The sequence below is a fragment of the Roseibaca sp. Y0-43 genome (assembly GCF_020667835.1).
GTDB lineage: Bacteria > Pseudomonadota > Alphaproteobacteria > Rhodobacterales > Rhodobacteraceae > Roseinatronobacter.
In genome coordinates this window covers 1-14307 of the sequence record NZ_JAFMPR010000001.1, presented here as the reverse complement: position 1 = coordinate 14307, position 14307 = coordinate 1, and the positions used below count along the sequence as shown (strand labels likewise).

18 protein-coding genes are annotated in these 14307 nt (G+C 64.1%); 10 read left to right on the top strand and 8 right to left on the bottom strand.

Going from position 1 to position 14307, the window contains the following annotated elements; translation table 11 throughout:
* Positions 1 to 27 precede the first annotated feature (27 nt).
* Positions 28 to 429 carry a hypothetical protein gene (locus J1C52_RS00090; protein ID WP_227425879.1) on the bottom strand — a complete coding sequence of 134 codons (402 nt, stop codon included), beginning with the start codon at positions 427 to 429 and terminating at the stop codon, positions 28 to 30.
* On the opposite strand from J1C52_RS00090, the gene J1C52_RS00085 reads away from it, so the two are divergent.
* Positions 407 to 736 (top strand): DUF3775 domain-containing protein, encoded by a 330-nt coding sequence (locus tag J1C52_RS00085; protein WP_227425878.1) that lies wholly within the window; start codon positions 407 to 409, stop codon positions 734 to 736. The genes J1C52_RS00090 and J1C52_RS00085 overlap by 23 nt on opposite strands.
* Here J1C52_RS00085 and J1C52_RS00080 read toward each other — a convergent pair.
* Entirely contained in the window at positions 724 to 1248 is a 525-nt protein-coding gene (locus J1C52_RS00080) for a holin family protein (RefSeq protein ID WP_227425877.1), read from the bottom strand. The two genes, J1C52_RS00085 and J1C52_RS00080, sit on opposite strands and share 13 nt — an antisense overlap.
* On the bottom strand, positions 1245 to 1844 hold the full coding sequence (locus J1C52_RS00075; RefSeq protein WP_227425876.1) for a holin-associated N-acetylmuramidase: 600 nt from the start codon (positions 1842 to 1844) through the stop codon (positions 1245 to 1247). Before J1C52_RS00075 ends, J1C52_RS00080 begins: the two co-directional genes overlap by 4 nt.
* Before the next feature lie 192 nt (positions 1845 to 2036).
* Between J1C52_RS00075 and ribB the strand changes: the two genes are divergently transcribed.
* Genes ribB through aat form a run of 4 tightly spaced genes read left to right on the top strand, consistent with a single transcriptional unit; the run spans position 2037 to position 4818 of the window.
* Positions 2037 to 3164, top strand: coding sequence for a 3,4-dihydroxy-2-butanone-4-phosphate synthase (gene ribB / locus J1C52_RS00070; RefSeq protein WP_227425875.1), 1128 nt, complete (start codon positions 2037 to 2039; stop codon positions 3162 to 3164).
* Between the two features lies 1 nt (position 3165).
* A complete protein-coding gene (locus tag J1C52_RS00065) occupies positions 3166 to 3708 on the top strand; it encodes a 6,7-dimethyl-8-ribityllumazine synthase (protein ID WP_227425874.1) in 543 nt (180 codons plus the stop codon).
* Positions 3705 to 4172, top strand: a complete 468-nt coding sequence (gene nusB, locus J1C52_RS00060) for a transcription antitermination factor NusB (protein WP_227425873.1) — start codon at positions 3705 to 3707, stop codon at positions 4170 to 4172. The genes J1C52_RS00065 and nusB overlap by 4 nt, the downstream gene beginning before the upstream one ends.
* Positions 4173 to 4179: 7 nt before the next feature.
* On the top strand, positions 4180 to 4818 hold the full coding sequence (aat, locus tag J1C52_RS00055) for a leucyl/phenylalanyl-tRNA--protein transferase (RefSeq protein WP_227425872.1): 639 nt from the start codon (positions 4180 to 4182) through the stop codon (positions 4816 to 4818).
* On the opposite strand, the gene J1C52_RS00050 is transcribed toward aat, so the two are convergent.
* Entirely contained in the window at positions 4782 to 5168 is a 387-nt protein-coding gene (locus J1C52_RS00050) for a DUF2155 domain-containing protein (RefSeq protein WP_227425871.1), read from the bottom strand. The genes aat and J1C52_RS00050 overlap by 37 nt on opposite strands.
* Positions 5169 to 5173: 5 nt before the next feature.
* Complete coding sequence (locus J1C52_RS00045) at positions 5174 to 5548, bottom strand: NADH:ubiquinone oxidoreductase subunit NDUFA12 (protein WP_227425870.1); 375 nt, start codon at positions 5546 to 5548, stop codon at positions 5174 to 5176.
* A gap of 118 nt (positions 5549 to 5666) precedes the next feature.
* On the opposite strand from J1C52_RS00045, the gene msrB reads away from it, so the two are divergent.
* On the top strand, positions 5667 to 6110 hold the full coding sequence (gene msrB, locus J1C52_RS00040) for a peptide-methionine (R)-S-oxide reductase MsrB (RefSeq protein ID WP_227425869.1): 444 nt from the start codon (positions 5667 to 5669) through the stop codon (positions 6108 to 6110).
* 78 nt (positions 6111 to 6188) lie between these two features.
* Here the strand turns inward: msrB and J1C52_RS00035 are convergent, their stop codons facing one another.
* Positions 6189 to 7067, bottom strand: coding sequence for a DMT family transporter (locus J1C52_RS00035; RefSeq protein WP_227425868.1), 879 nt, complete (start codon positions 7065 to 7067; stop codon positions 6189 to 6191).
* Positions 7064 to 7717: a tRNA (5-methylaminomethyl-2-thiouridine)(34)-methyltransferase MnmD gene (gene mnmD / locus J1C52_RS00030; protein WP_227425867.1), complete on the bottom strand. Its 654-nt coding sequence runs from the start codon at positions 7715 to 7717 to the stop codon at positions 7064 to 7066. Before mnmD ends, J1C52_RS00035 begins: the two co-directional genes overlap by 4 nt.
* Before the next feature lie 53 nt (positions 7718 to 7770).
* On the opposite strand from mnmD, the gene J1C52_RS00025 reads away from it, so the two are divergent.
* Together J1C52_RS00025 and J1C52_RS00020 are read left to right on the top strand one after the other, a co-directional pair.
* Positions 7771 to 8814, top strand: a complete 1044-nt coding sequence (locus tag J1C52_RS00025; protein WP_227425866.1) for an NAD(P)/FAD-dependent oxidoreductase — start codon at positions 7771 to 7773, stop codon at positions 8812 to 8814.
* Positions 8815 to 8889: 75 nt separating this feature from the next.
* Entirely contained in the window at positions 8890 to 9723 is an 834-nt protein-coding gene (locus tag J1C52_RS00020; RefSeq protein WP_227425865.1) for a 3-keto-5-aminohexanoate cleavage protein, read from the top strand.
* On the opposite strand, the gene J1C52_RS00015 is transcribed toward J1C52_RS00020, so the two are convergent.
* Positions 9720 to 11399, bottom strand: coding sequence for a tetratricopeptide repeat-containing sulfotransferase family protein (locus tag J1C52_RS00015; protein ID WP_227425864.1), 1680 nt, complete (start codon positions 11397 to 11399; stop codon positions 9720 to 9722). The two genes, J1C52_RS00020 and J1C52_RS00015, sit on opposite strands and share 4 nt — an antisense overlap.
* A 344-nt stretch (positions 11400 to 11743) precedes the next feature.
* On the opposite strand from J1C52_RS00015, the gene J1C52_RS00010 reads away from it, so the two are divergent.
* Together J1C52_RS00010 and J1C52_RS00005 are read left to right on the top strand one after the other, a co-directional pair.
* Entirely contained in the window at positions 11744 to 12763 is a 1020-nt protein-coding gene (locus J1C52_RS00010) for a hypothetical protein (protein ID WP_227425863.1), read from the top strand.
* A 228-nt stretch (positions 12764 to 12991) separates the two neighbouring features.
* Positions 12992 to 14089, top strand: a complete 1098-nt coding sequence (locus J1C52_RS00005) for a hypothetical protein (protein WP_227425862.1) — start codon at positions 12992 to 12994, stop codon at positions 14087 to 14089.
* The last annotated feature ends 218 nt before the right edge of the window (positions 14090 to 14307 follow it).

Genomic DNA, 14307 nt, shown 5'->3' with positions numbered 1-14307 from the left:
TATTCTCACTGATAAACTGACGTCAAATCACTCGTAAAAGGCTTGTTCCCGATAGGCCGGGCAATCACTTGTAAAATTCAGCTTTTCCGCAGCGGCACGCTTGGCCTGTTTTGCCTGGCGGGACCAAGGCAAATCGGGAATGGTTTTCGCGGCTTCCGCCAGAACGCCGTGGACCCAGCGATTATGTGTATCATAGGGCATTTCGGTGCGCTCCTTGAACTGCTGTGCTCTCGTAATCATGCTTTTATCGGGTTCGATTCCGGCGCGGATAAGGCAGGGGCAAGGAAAATGCGCGGCAGAACTGCCGCGCGTTTTGCCGCTGCGCGCGCAGCGCATGGGGTGGCGATTGCGATTGCACGGGTCGGGCGAATGCGCCACTCTGGCCGCAAGAATGACGGAGGGTGCCATGCTCGCAATCAGCCTGCGCAAGATTGTCCATATCATCTACCTTGCCCGCGAAGGGTCTGTCGGCGAGGGCGAGGCCCATGCGTTCATCGACGCGCTGAACTCTGACGAGCAGGCAAGCCTGACTGCCGTGGCATGGATCGGGCGGGGCGCGTTCGACGCCGACGATTACGCCGAAGCCGTCGCCACCGCCGAGGCAGAGGCAACGACCCCCACCGCCGATTACCTGATGGGAATGCCCCATCTGGCCGAGAACCTTGAAAACGGGCTGGAAGAGCTGGGGCTGGACCCGACCGGCGAGGAAGAGGACTTCCTGCGTCAGGGGTCTTGAGCGGCGCGCCAGTCTGACAGGGCCGGGTTGTCCATTGCCGGGTTGGCGGGCGCGTTCGGCGCGGCCACTGCGGCAGACACTGGGGCAGGCACCGGCGGGGGCGTGAATTTCGTCAACCGCGCGTGATGCGCCTCTCGCGCGCCGAAATAGAACGCCACAACCGCCCCCAACAGCCACCAAAGCGGCTCTGGCACCGTCGCAAGCGCCTGCATCCGCCGCGCAAAACCCGCAGGGTCGGCCATGGCATAGATGAACAGCGCCAGCGTGCCCAAGGCCAGAAGCGGGCGGGGCAGGCGGTTCAGGCCATTGACCAGCGTATCGAACCAGCCCGCGCGCCCATACTGGAATTCCGCCAGATGGCTGGCATGGGCGGCGGCATAGGCGTCGGCGCTCAACTCCAGCGCGCGGGTGGCGTTGGGGCGAAACACCTCTGCCACCTTGGTCACGCCATCGCCGATCACCTGCGCACCCTTCGCCGAGCCGAAGATGGCCCCCACGAGCGACCGGATCATGCCCAAGCCCCGGTGCGGGCGCGGTGTTGCGCATCGCTCAGGTGGTAGCGTGGGCTGATGAATTCCTCGGCCCGCGTGATCCAGCCGCCCTTGCCGCCATCGCGGCGGCGCGCGAATTTGCGGCTGGCGGGGCGCTGGTCGGCCAAGCGGTAATAGTAATCGCGGCGTGCAATGCCGTAGGCATCGACCATGTGGTTCGGGGCCATGTCATAGGCGCGATGAGCGGCGGCAATCGTCTGCGGCCCGATTGCCCCATCTACCGCCACATCCTGCCCCATGTCATTGAGCAGCCGTTGCAAGATGCGCACCGCATTCGCGCCTGCGTTTACATACATGTCGAACACGGTCGCCCAAAGCGGCTGGGGCAATTCGCCGATGCGGGGGCGCGCGAAGTAATGTTCCAGATAGATCTCGACCGCGTCGTCGCGGGTCAGGCCGCGCACGTCTTCGACACCCACGCGAGCGCCGGGGCGCAGGCGGCGCAGCGTGTGGATGGTCACACCGAAATTCGTGGCCCCGCCCGGATCGTCGGGGTCGTTGACGAAACCGCCTTCGCGGGCGACGATTTCCTCGGCCAGTTTGCGGACATCTTTCATGGCGGGCTCCTGCTTGGGGCAAGCGCCAGTTGTGGCAGACCGGGGCAAAGAGCGGCTGAACAGGGCGTGCGCGGCGGTGATACTTCGTGAAACAGGGCCGGAATGGTCCGAATGGCCCCTTTTCCAAAGCGGCGCTTTGGGCTATCTGGGCCGCAAGGCAGACGCCGCAAGGCAGACAAGGACGTGCGCGACATGCAGTATGAAAAACCCGGCCAAGTCGAAGAGAACTGGCGGGATGCCATTTCCTCGACCGAAGAGATCATCGAAGAGGCCCGCAACGGCCGGATGTTCATTCTGGTGGACCACGAAGACCGCGAGAACGAGGGCGATCTGGTCATCCCCGCGCAGATGGCCACGCCAGAGGCGATCAACTTCATGGCCACGCATGGCAAGGGGCTGATCTGCCTGACGCTGCCGTCGGACCGCATTGACCAGCTTGGCCTGCCGCTGATGGCGTCCAGCAATTCGTCGCGCCATGAAACCGCCTTCACCGTGTCGATAGAGGCGCGCGAAGGAGTCTCGACCGGCATTTCCGCCTATGACCGCGCCCGCACCGTGGCCGTGGCCATCGACAGCTCCAAGGGGGCGGCCGATATTGCCACGCCCGGCCATGTCTTTCCGCTGCGCGCGCGTGACGGGGGTGTGCTGGTGCGCGCGGGCCATACCGAAGCGGCGGTCGATATTTCGCGGCTGGCGGGGCTGAACCCGTCGGGTGTGATCTGCGAGATCATGAAGGATGACGGCGACATGGCGCGGCTGCCCGACCTTGTTGCCTTCGCGCAAAAGCACGGGCTGAAGATCGGCACCATCGCCGACCTGATCGCCTATCGCCGCCGCCATGACAACCTTGTGCGCATGATGTCAGAGACGGTCATCACCTCTGAATTCGGCGGTGAATGGCAGATGCGCGTCTATTCCGACACCACGCAGGGTGCCGAGCATGTGGTGCTTATCAAGGGCAATATCGCGACCCCAGAGCCGGTTCTGGTGCGGATGCACGCCTTCGACCCGCTCTTGGACCTGATCGGCACGGGCGCGCCCGGCCGCGCGGGCGAGTTTTCCGACGCGATGCAGCTGATCGCGGAAGAGGGGCGCGGGGTGCTGGTGCTGCTGCGTGATACGCATATGAAGATGGCGATGTCCGATGCTTCGCCCCAGACCTTGCGGCAATACGGGCTGGGTGCGCAAATCCTGTCCTCGTTGGGGCTGCACAAGCTGGAATTGCTGACCAATTCCAAGACCCCGCGCGTGGTCGGCCTGGAAGGCTACGGCCTGTCCATCGTCGGCACCCGCAAGATCCCATCGCGCAAGGGGGGCTGACATGGCCGCGAACGAATCCCATTCCACGCTGCCGCGCCCCAGCTTTGAACGTGCGCCGAAGCTGCTGATCGTGGTCGCGCCCTATTACAAGGACATCGCCGACCAGCTGGTCGCCGGTGCCCGTGCCGAAATTGAAGCGGTGGGCGGCACGCATCAGACCATCGAAGTGCCCGGCGCGCTGGAAGTGCCGACCGCGATCGGACAGGCGTTCCGCATGGCCGATTTCGACGGCTTCGTGGCCTTGGGCTGCGTCATCCGGGGCGAGACGACGCATTACGACACCGTGTGCAATGACAGCTCGCGCGCGATCACGCTTTTGGGGCTGCAAGGCGCGTGCATCGGCAACGGTATCCTGACCGTGGAAAACCGTGCGCAGGCAGAGGCAAGGGCCGAAGTGGCCGGCCAGAACAAGGGCGGCGGCGCGGCGGCTGCGGCGCTGCACCTGATCGCGCTGGCCCGCCACTGGGGCAAACCCGCGCGCAGCGTGGGCTTCATGCCGAAATCGGACGAATTCCAGATCGCGACAGGCGAGGCACAGGCGTGAAGCTCGATTCCAAAGCCCGTCGCGCCCTGCGCAGCGCCGCACGGTTTTACGCGGTTCAGGCGCTGTTCCAGATGGAAGCCTCCGACAGCCCCATCGGCACCGTCCTGCGCGAATTCGAAGACCATCGCATCGGCATAGAGGTCGAGGGCGAGGCTTGGGCCGAGGCCGACATCTCCTTCTTCCGCAAGATCGTCGAGGCGGCGGTGGACCGTCAGGCCGCTGTCGACCAGTTGACCGACCGCGCGCTGGTGGCGAAATGGCCCATCGCGCGCATCGACCCGACCCTTCGCGCGCTTTTCCGCGCGGCGGGTGCGGAACTACTGACGACCGAGCGTGACGCGCGCATCATCCTCAGCGAATATGTCGGCCTTGCGGGCGATTTCTTCCCCGACTCGCGCGAGCAGAAATTCGTCAATGCGGTGTTGGACCACATGGCGCGCGAGGTGCGCGCGGACGAATTCTAGTCCGCCCATGGACCTGCGCCTGACGCCCCGGATGCTGCTGGAAGCCTATCGGCAAGGCGCGTTTCCGATGGCGGAAAGCCGCGACGCGAAGGTGCTTTACTGGTTCGATCCCACCTTGCGGGGGATCATGCCGCTGGACGGGTTCCACATGACCCGTTCGTTGGCGCGCCATATCCGCGACATGTCCTGGCAGGTTACGCTCAACCGCGACTTCGAGGGCGTGATCGAAGGCTGTGCCGACCGCGACACGACTTGGATCAATGCCGAGATCAACGATCTGTTCACCGCGCTGCACCGCATGGGCCACGCGCATTCTCTGGAAGTGTGGGACGGCGGCACCCTGATCGGCGGCATTTACGGGCTGGCCATCGGGGGGGCTTTTTGCGGCGAGAGCATGTTCTCGCGCCGCCCCAACGCGTCCAAGGTGGCGCTGGCCTATCTGGTGGCGCATCTGCGCCGCAGCGGCTTTGTGTTGTTCGACACGCAATATCTGAACGACCATCTGGCGCGTCTGGGCGGGGTCGAGATTTCGCGCATGGACTACCGCAAACGCTTGTCAGAGGCGCTGAAGCTGGCCCCCGACATCACCGCGCGGCCCTTGCCGCAGGCTCAGGAGGTGATGCAGCTCAGAACCCACAGGTCATAGCGCGCATGATCCAGTGCGCTTAGCGCCGGGCTGGAGGCGATCATCCACCCTGCGAACAGGGGCACATTGGCGCGTGTATCCGTCACCTCGATCCAGGCATAGGCCTCGCCCGTGGGGTTGTCGTCGGGGTAACGGCATTCCCGCAGCAGCACTTGCAAATGCCCGATCATGTCGGTCTGGCCGTTCATCAGCCGAATGTCGCGGCTGGTGCCTGCCACCTTGTCCAACCCGCGCAGCACCGCGCCGCCGGCGCTGAGCACGCGTTCCTGCTGGCCGGGCACGGCAATATCCTGCGCGCCCAAGGACAGGGGCAGCAGGCCACAGGCCAAGGCGAAGGCAAGCGCGCGCATCAGGTTTATTCCGGGGTCCACGCCTCGTAATCGCGGCGCTCCGTGGGCTGGGCGCGGCGGATGGACCCGGCGGGCGCATAGGCCAGCGCGGTGCCGGTCAGGTTTTCCTGATGCGGCTTTTCCCAAGGCTTGTGGGCCAGCGGCTTGTCGGTCGGCGGCTCGTCCCAAGTGTGGTGCAGCCAGCCATGCCATTCGGGCGAAATGCGGCTTGCCTCGGATTCTCCGTTATAGATAACCCAGCGCTTGGTCTTGTCACGCGTCTGGTAAAAGATGTTGCCCTGCTCATCCTCGCCCACTTTCACGCCCTTGCGCCAAGTGAAAAAGGCGGTGTTCAGCGTGGAGGTGTTCCACCAAGTCAGTAAGCGCAGCAGGAATTTCATGGGCCACCCGTTCCGGTCCGTCTATGGCCCGCTTATGCACCAGCCCCGCCGGGAAATCCAGACCCTTGCGCGCGCGCCCTGCGTGGCTACATCTGGAAGCAAGCAGATGGAGAGAGCCATGCCGAAATACGAACGCCGCCCCGAAGTGATCGCGTCGCTGACGCCAGAGCAGTATCACATCACGCAGGAAAACGGCACCGAGCGCCCTTGGACGGGCAAGTATAACGACGAAAAGCGCGCGGGCATCTATGTCGACATCGTGTCGGGAGAGCCTTTGTTCGCGTCCTCCGACAAGTTCGAATCCGGTTGCGGCTGGCCCAGCTTCACCAAGCCGCTGGTGCACGAGCATGTGACCGAATTGCCCGATGACAGTTTGGGGATGCGCCGCACCGAGGTGCGTTCCAAGCATGGTGACAGCCATCTGGGTCATGTGTTCAACGACGGCCCGCGCGACCGGGGCGGCTTGCGCTATTGCATCAACTCGGCCTCGCTGCGCTTCATCCCACGCGAGGATATGGAGGCCGAGGGCTACGGCGATTATCTGGACCAGGTCGAGGGGTAGGAACAGGTTTAGCGCCAGCGGCGGGCCGGTGGACGGCCCGCGCGACACGCGCGGCGGGCTTCGCCCTTGTCCCGCGCCTTAAGTTGGCCCTTTACTCACCTGCCGCGCGCGCCACAGCGTGAACACACCCGCGCCCACAACCACCGCCGCGCCAATCGCCACGTTCAGCCGCAGCGTTTCGTCAAAGAGCAGCATCCCCAAGGCCACGGCAAAGGGCAGTTGCAGATAGGCGAAGGGCTGCACGGCGCTGGCCTCTGCGACCTCGTAGGCGCGGATCAGCAGGAAATGGCTGAAGGCGGAACTGACACACAGCGCCGCCATCCAGACCCAGTCTTGGGGTGCCATCGGCTCCCAGAACCAGATGCCGACCACGGTCATCGCCACCGCGCCCACCGTGCCCGTCCAGAAGAAACTGACCGCCGCCGGATCGCGCCGGCCCACATAGCGCGTCAGCAATCCGTAAAGCGCGAACATGGTCGCCGCCAGAAGTGGCACGAGCGCCTCTAGCTGGAACACGCCGAAGCCCGGTTGCAGGATAATCAGAACGCCCACGAAGCCGATGCCGATGGCCGTCCAGCGCCGCCAGCCGACCTTTTCGCCAAGAATCGGGCCAGACAGCGCCGCGATCAGCAGCGGATAGACGGCGAAAACGGCATGTGCCTCTGTCAGGCCCAAGAGCACGAAGGCCGTGACCATGACGCAGACCTCGCCCGCAAGGATTAACCCGCGCAGTGCTTGCACCAGCGGTTGCTTGGTGGCCGCCGCCTTGCGCAAGCCGCCTGCCTTGCGGGTCGCGACCGTGATGACGAAGGCCGCGAAGAACCAGTAGCGGATCATGATAATCATCAGAACGTTATATTCGCCCGCCAAGTGGCGCGAGAACGCGTCTTGCATGGCAAAGATCAGCGCGACCGCGACCATCAGCCAGATGCCCTTGGTGGTGTCCTGCTCTGTCATGGCATCACGCCCTTGCTCATATGCCGCTTGCGTCCGAAGCCGGGGCATCGCGTGACGGTAAAGCCCGCGTCGGCCAGCGCGCGGCGCACGGCCCCCGCTGCCGTGTAGGTGGCGAATGTGCCGCCCGCTTGGGTGTGGCGCGCGACCTCTGCCATGACCTCGGGTGCCCACATCTCGGGGTTCTTGGCGGGCGAGAACCCGTCCAGATACCACGCATCGGCGCGACCGGCCCAAGCGGGCAGGGTGGTGGCGACGTCGCCGATGATGACCTCGACCTGCGTCTGCCCCAGTGTGAAGCTGCGCGCGCCGCTGGCCCATGCGGTGACAAGCGCACCCGCGTCCAGTTCAGGAAAGGCCGAAAGCGCGCGGGCCATGTCGGGCGCGGACATGGGGAAGCCCTCGAAACTCGTGTAGCGGATGGGCATGTCGGGCAGCGCGGCCAAACTGGCCAACAGGTTCAACCCGGTGCCGAAACCCAGCTCGGCAATGTGAAAGCCCGGTCGCGCCCGCGCGGGCAGGTCATTGCCGCCCAGAAACACATGCCGGGTTTCCGCCAGCCCGTCGGCCAGCGAGAAATACGGGTCATCAAAGCGGCGCGCCACGGGGATATGCCCGTTGCGCCATTCCAAGTCTGCGCTCTGGTGCTGCATGGGCGGCTGCTTTATGTCACATGTTCAGCATGTCATGGCGGGGAAGCGGGCAAATGGCAATGGCGGATGTAACGGTCATGGGCGCGGGTATCTTTGGGCTGACGGTCGCGCTGGCCTGCGTTGACCGGGGCGCGCGGGTGCGCGTGATCGAAAAGCGCGCGCCGGGGGCCGGGTCAAGCGGCGGGATCGTCGGCGCGCTGGCCCCGCATGTGCCGGAAAACTGGAACCCGAAGAAAGCCATGCAATTCGACGCCTTGCGCGCGGCAGAGGGCTATTGGGCCGACATCGCCGCGCGCGGCGGGGTCGATCCGGGCTATGCCCGCACGGGCCGTGTGCAGCCTTTGGCCGAAGGCGCGCTCGATCTGGCCCGCGCGCGCGAGGCAACCGCCCGCGAGCTGTGGCAGGGTTTTGCCACATGGCGCGTCCTGCCCGTGGCGGATGCGCCGGGGCTGGCGGTCGCGGCACCGTCTGGCTTCGTCATCCATGACACGCTGACCGCGCGGCTGCACCCGCGCAGGGCAGGGGCCGCGCTGGTGGCGGCCTTGGCCGCGCAAGGGGTGCAAGTGGAACAGGGCGACAGGCCCGGCGGCGGCACGGTCATCTGGGCTACGGGGTATGAGGGGTTGGCGGATCTGTCGCGCGATCTGGGCCAGCCCATCGGCACGGGCGTGAAGGGGCAATCGCTGCTTCTGGCCCATGCCGCGCCCGACATGCCGCAGGTCTTTGCCGATGGGTTGCATATCGTGCCCCATGCCGATGGCACCATCGCCATCGGGTCCACCAGCGAGCGCGAGTTCGACGCGCCAGACACCACCGATGCGCAATGCGACACGCTCCACGCCCGCGCGATTGCCGCCTGTCCGGGGCTGGCAGCCGCGCCCGTGGTTGCACGCTGGGCAGGTGTGCGCCCGCGCGCGGCGTCGCGCGCGCCGCTGATGGGCGTGTGGCCGGGGCGCGCGAGGCAGTTCGTGTTCAATGGCGGCTTCAAGATCGGCTTTGCCATGGCCCCGCATCTGGCACAAATCATGGCCGACTTGGTGCTGGAGGGGCGCGATGCGATCCCGCAGGGATTCGGGTTCGACGCGGTCCTGCGGTAACGATAGGCGCAGGTGTTCCAAGCCCGCCGCATTCGGGCTAGGGTCGATGCACAACACGACAAACGGAAGCAGACCATGACCACCCCTTGCATCATCGCAGTTGCGATCACCGGGTCGGTGCCGACCAAGGCCGACAACCCAGCAGTGCCGATTACCGTGGCCGAGCAGGTGGAAAGCACCCACGCCGCGTTTGAAGCAGGTGCCGCCATTGCCCATTGCCATGTGCGCCGCGATGATGGCACGCCGACATCGGACCCCGACCGCTTTGCCGCGCTGATGGAAGGGATCAAGACCCATTGTCCCGGCATGATTATCCAGCTTTCGACCGGCGGGCGCTCTGGTGCGGGGTCCGAGCGCGGGGGCATGTTGCCGCTGCGCCCCGACATGGCGTCACTTGCGGTGGGGTCGAACAATTTTCCGACCCGCGTGTATGAGAACCCGCCCGATCTGGTCGATTGGCTGGCCTCTGAGATGCGCAAGCATGAGGTCATCCCCGAGATCGAGGCGTTCGACCTCTCGCATGTCATCCAAGCCGCGCGCATGGCCGAGGACGGACGCTTGCCCCGCCCGCTATATGTGCAATTCGTGATGGGTGTGAAAAACGCCATGCCGGTGGATGAGCGCGTGCTGGATTTCTACATCGAAACGCTCAACCGCTACGCGCCTGATGCGCTGTGGTGCGCCGCGGGCATTGGCGCGGGGCAGATCGTGGTCAATGAATGGGCCATCGCGCGCGGCGGCCATACCCGCACCGGGCTAGAGGACAATGTCCGCCTTGACCGCACCACCCTTGCGCCGTCGAACGCGGCATTGGTCGCGCGCACGGTGGACCTGTGCGCGAAATACGACCGTCCCGTCGCGACATGGGCGCAGGCGCGGCAGATGCTGGGGCTGCGGGCGCAAACCTAGCGCGGCAGCGGATCAAAAGCCGGCCCGATCAGTTCGGCATAGCGCTCCCAGGCCTGTGAACTGTCTTGGTAGATGCCGCGTCTGACCTGCGTGGCCGAGGATGTATAGACCGCGCGCCGGTTCTGTTCCGGGGCAAGGCAGGCCGCTTGCCAGTCCAGCCCCAGATAGGCCAGAAGATCGCGCAGCACCGGTTCCGCCGCTTGCGTCATCCGGTCGTAATCCAGATGGAACAGCCGCGCACCGAACAGACGGTCCCAATGCCGCATCAGGTCGCGATAGGCGCCGTAATAGGCCACCGTGTCGGACAGGTCATAGGCAAAGCCGTTGCCATTGCTGGAATAGTAATGCTTGAAATTCGACCAGCAGGTCGCGCGGGCATCGCGGCTGACATGCACGATCTTCGCCTGCGGAAAGATCGACAGGATCGCGCCGATCCATTCGAAATTCAGCGGCAGCTTGTCGGTGACACAGGCCGCCCCCTGCCCAAGCGTTTGCAGATGGGCAAGATAGTCGGCCTGCAAGCGGGGGGCTGCGGCCAGAAAGGCCGCGCTGTCAGTCCAGTCAAGCCGCGAGAGGGCATTGTCCAGAAGCGCAATCTCGCCGCCGCCATGGATGTCGCTATGTGCTGAAAGCATCTGCTCGAGAAGGCTGGTGCCAGAGCGCGGCATCCCGACGATGAAGATGGGCCGGGGCGCGTCTTGCGGGATGGTGGCGACCGGTAGGCTGCCAGCGCCGAACACCGATTTTAGAGCGGCCAGCCGGTTCAGATCATCTTCCAGCTTGTAGCCCAAAAGCCCTTTCTGGATACGGTTCGCCGCCGTCAGGTGATGAAAGGCGCGCGTCACATCGCCCGTGTCGTCATAGGCTTTGCCCAGCGCAAAGCCGATCAGCATCTTGTCGCGCTCTGTCAGGCGGTTCCGGCCAAGCGCGGCTTCCATTTGCGCGATCTCCGGCGCATCGGGCGCGAAGCTCTTGACAGAGGCAAGGTTCCAATAGGCTTCTCCGCCCGCATCGCCCTGCGCGACCGCCCGCGACAGAATCTCGGCGGCGCGCCCGGTCTCGCCCCGGATTTTCAGCACGTTCCCAAGGTTTACAAGCGCGGGTGTGTAATCGGGCGCAGAATGCAACGCGGCTTCGAAACTGGCCTGCGCCTCTGCCGGTTTGCCCTGTTCGATCTGGATATTACCGATATTGTTCAGCGCGGTCGGATCGCCGGGCCGCAGCTCCAGCACCTTGTGAAAACTTTGCAGCGCGGCTTCTGAGTGACCGGCGGCGGATTGGGCATTGCCCCGGTTTCCGAACGCGTCGGCATTGCCCGGCTCCAGCGTGACGATGCGGTCATAGGTGGCAATGGCAGCCTGCGCCTGCCCAAGCGCCATCTGTGCGGCGGCGCGCAATTGCAGCACGGTCAGATGCGTGGGATAGACGGTGATCGCCCTGTCACTCGCGCGCAGCAGCTCGGCCATGCGGCCATTGTTGTAATAGGCGATCATCTCTTGCAGCAGCGCCGTCGGCTCTGGCGGCGCGGGGGTGTCGGCAAGCGCCTGCATCCCCTCGAGCGCGCGCTTGTTGCTGGGAAATTTCTTCAACACGGTTTCATAAATCAGCCGCGCTTCGGCAACAGCGCCTTTCTTGGCCAAGGCACGCGCCTTGAGGATCATTTTCTCGGTCGACATGGGCTAACCCAGTAACGCAGCGGCCATACGCGCGGCAAGGGCGTGTTGCAGGGGCGCGCGGTGTTGCGGATGCTTTGCGCTGTCAAACGCTGGGCCTAATAAGCGATGACAGGGGCCATTTCTTCAGAGTTGCACATCTCCTGAGACCACAGGACATGGACCGCTTCCAACAAACACGATCCAGACATGGAAGGGGAGAAAGTGGCAGCCCGTAGGGTTCCATTTCTCACCATACAGATCAAACACTTAGACGTGCTAACCAGCGATGCCCGGCTCCTTCGGGAAAAAGCCATTTTGCTCGAACCTGCTAACCCCTTGTCGTGCCTGAAACCGGGGGATTGGCGATGAGCAAGAAAGCTAACTCAGTGGTTGCTGTATCCGGCAAGGCAGTTTCGCCCCCTGCGTTTTCTTCGTTCGCGAAACCGCATAAAGGGCTGCAAAGTGACGAAAAAACCGAAGCATTGCAGGGGTTTGCTGGGGTGTTGTCCGGGGAAACGGTTCCGGTCATGAGCAAACCTCAGTCAGATGGTTTCGCAGCAAAGCAAATGACGGATGATCCCGCGTGGATCGCGCTCCAGAGTGATCTGGACACCCTGCCCACCATGGCCTTGCGCGCCAAGTATGCAGGCGAGGCGAACACCCACAGGAACATGCTGCAGCGGGTCAAGACCTGTGGGGCAGTGGTGCATCCCAGCTTTCGCAGCTTCGCGGACTTCCTGCGCTCGGTCGGACCGAAACCGACGACACGGGCAACCCTCGACCGGATCGACAACAACGATCCTGAGTATGCGCCCGGCAAAGTTCGATGGGCCGACAAGGCCACGCAGAACAGCAACAAGGGTGACAGTCTGATCTTCACCTGCCTCACCACAGGGCGCAGCTACAGTGCCGCCCAGCTAGCGGCGAGGCAGGGGGTTAGCGCCACGGCAATCAGGAAGCGCCGTAAGCAGGGGTGGACGGACGTGGAGATCATCGCGGGTAAGAGGAGTTCGGGGCTTGCAGCCAAGGCCACCAAAATTCGTCAACACCCGAAAGCCGCGTCCAGGTCAGGCTCCGCTGCGGAAATGCTATTCCGCGAACGCCGTGAATACTGCGAGCAACATCGAGCGCAACATGGTTTCGAATACTTCATCCTGACACCTGCGGAATTTCAGGCAGAGGTGGCGGAGGACTTCCCGGCTTTTCGTGGAGAAGCTTGGCTCAGAAAGGCTGAGGGGTGCTTCCTCCGGTCCAAGTTGCCGAACTGGTGGAAGCAGTATCGCCCTCACATCAACTTCGCCGCTCTGCGCCCGGATCAGCAGGAATGGGTGCTGCGCATCGACCCCACTCAGGGACAAAAAGCAGAATTGGCAGACCAGCTATAAGCCCCTGATCCCATGGGTTTTAGCTGGCCGCTGCTGTGGAAACGCAGGGGGACATTTTCGGCAGGGACATTTCGTGTGTCTCTGTCGAACCCCCTCCCCAGACCGGGGTTGAGACCCGCAATTCTCGCCTTTTGGGCGCTATTTCCTTCCCCCAGACGCTCCATCCAATAAGCTACTACATGGGTTCCAAGTCTTTGATCCCCCTTCCAAATTCGAAGGAGAGACCGAATGAACGAACCAGAACCCCTTGCCCGTTTTTACACCGATCTTGTCCGCCGCCTCGCAGCCCGCGATCATGTCCCAGAGGGACGGCCGACGACACTCTCGCCGTGGGTGGCGATGTCGCTGCTCCAGAAAGCGGTTCGACGGGGTCGCAGTGACCTTGCGCTTCGCGCCGCCGCGACCCTGTTGCGGGATGCCCCGGATCGGCTTTGGCGTCGGCTGGGCCTGATCGCCTTCGAGGACGTGGGGCTGGGGAGCCTTCCCACGCTCGGCCTGACGGTCGCGGCCTTGCGGGGCAAGCGCTTTCGCCAAGCGGTTGGCGGTGACTGGCCGGTCGCCTCGCTCATCGTCACCGAACTCTGCGCGGCCCGGAAAAGCCGTGCTGCCGACGAACTGCTGATGGCGATAGAAACCCTGCCGCACCTCGCGCAGCAGCGCCGCGACTTCGCCTCTATGACCAATGCCCGCCTGCGCCTGCTCGCGCTGACCACCAACGACCTGCACCATCGCGCGCTCGCCCTGACCTACATCCTCGGCACCGACAGGCCGGGACACCCGCTGCCCGCGCATCGGGGTGAACAGGCGCTGGCGGTCGATCTGCTGGACGAGTTGGGGGTGGCTCCGACCACGTTGGCGATCTGCCGCGAGGGCGTCAAGAAGACGGGCGAGGTGCTGCCCCTGCTGGTAGCGCTGCTGGCGCTGGAAAATGGCCTGAGGGCCGACCCGACCGACGATCCCATGCCGCCCGAGGTGCTGATCGGTGATCTTCCCGTCTGGGCGCTCGATCAGTTCACCCGCGAAGGCAAGACAGCCCTGACCCGGTTGGCGACCACGAACTCAGCGGTTGCCGCGATGACTGCCGAGATGTTGCCCAAGCCTGAGCGGGTGCGTTTTCTGGGGCGTTTGCTGTTCCGCGTGGAGGGGAGCCTCCTTACCAACCGGGTTGGAGGCGACCTTTCCGATCGGCTCCACGCTCAACAGACCTTCGAGACGCTCGGGGTGGCCCACCGCCATGCCGCGCAGGCACTGGAACTGATGCGGGAGGATTTGCCGCTTCTCAACTGCATCCGTGCCGCTGTGATGAAGGAGACCAGCCATGGGTAAGCCGTTTCTAATACAGGATAATCCTCAATTAACACGGGCTAACCGGAACAATTTTGAGAAGCCGCATGGCGAACATTTTGCAGTTAATTGCAACGTCGATACGTTCCTACCTGCTGAGCGGGAACTTGAAGTTACCCACAAGTTGGGCCAAGTCCCAGACAGGTGGCCATATTTAGGGTTGACCTGCCTGAATCTAGCGTGATTCGTTCTCTGGCACC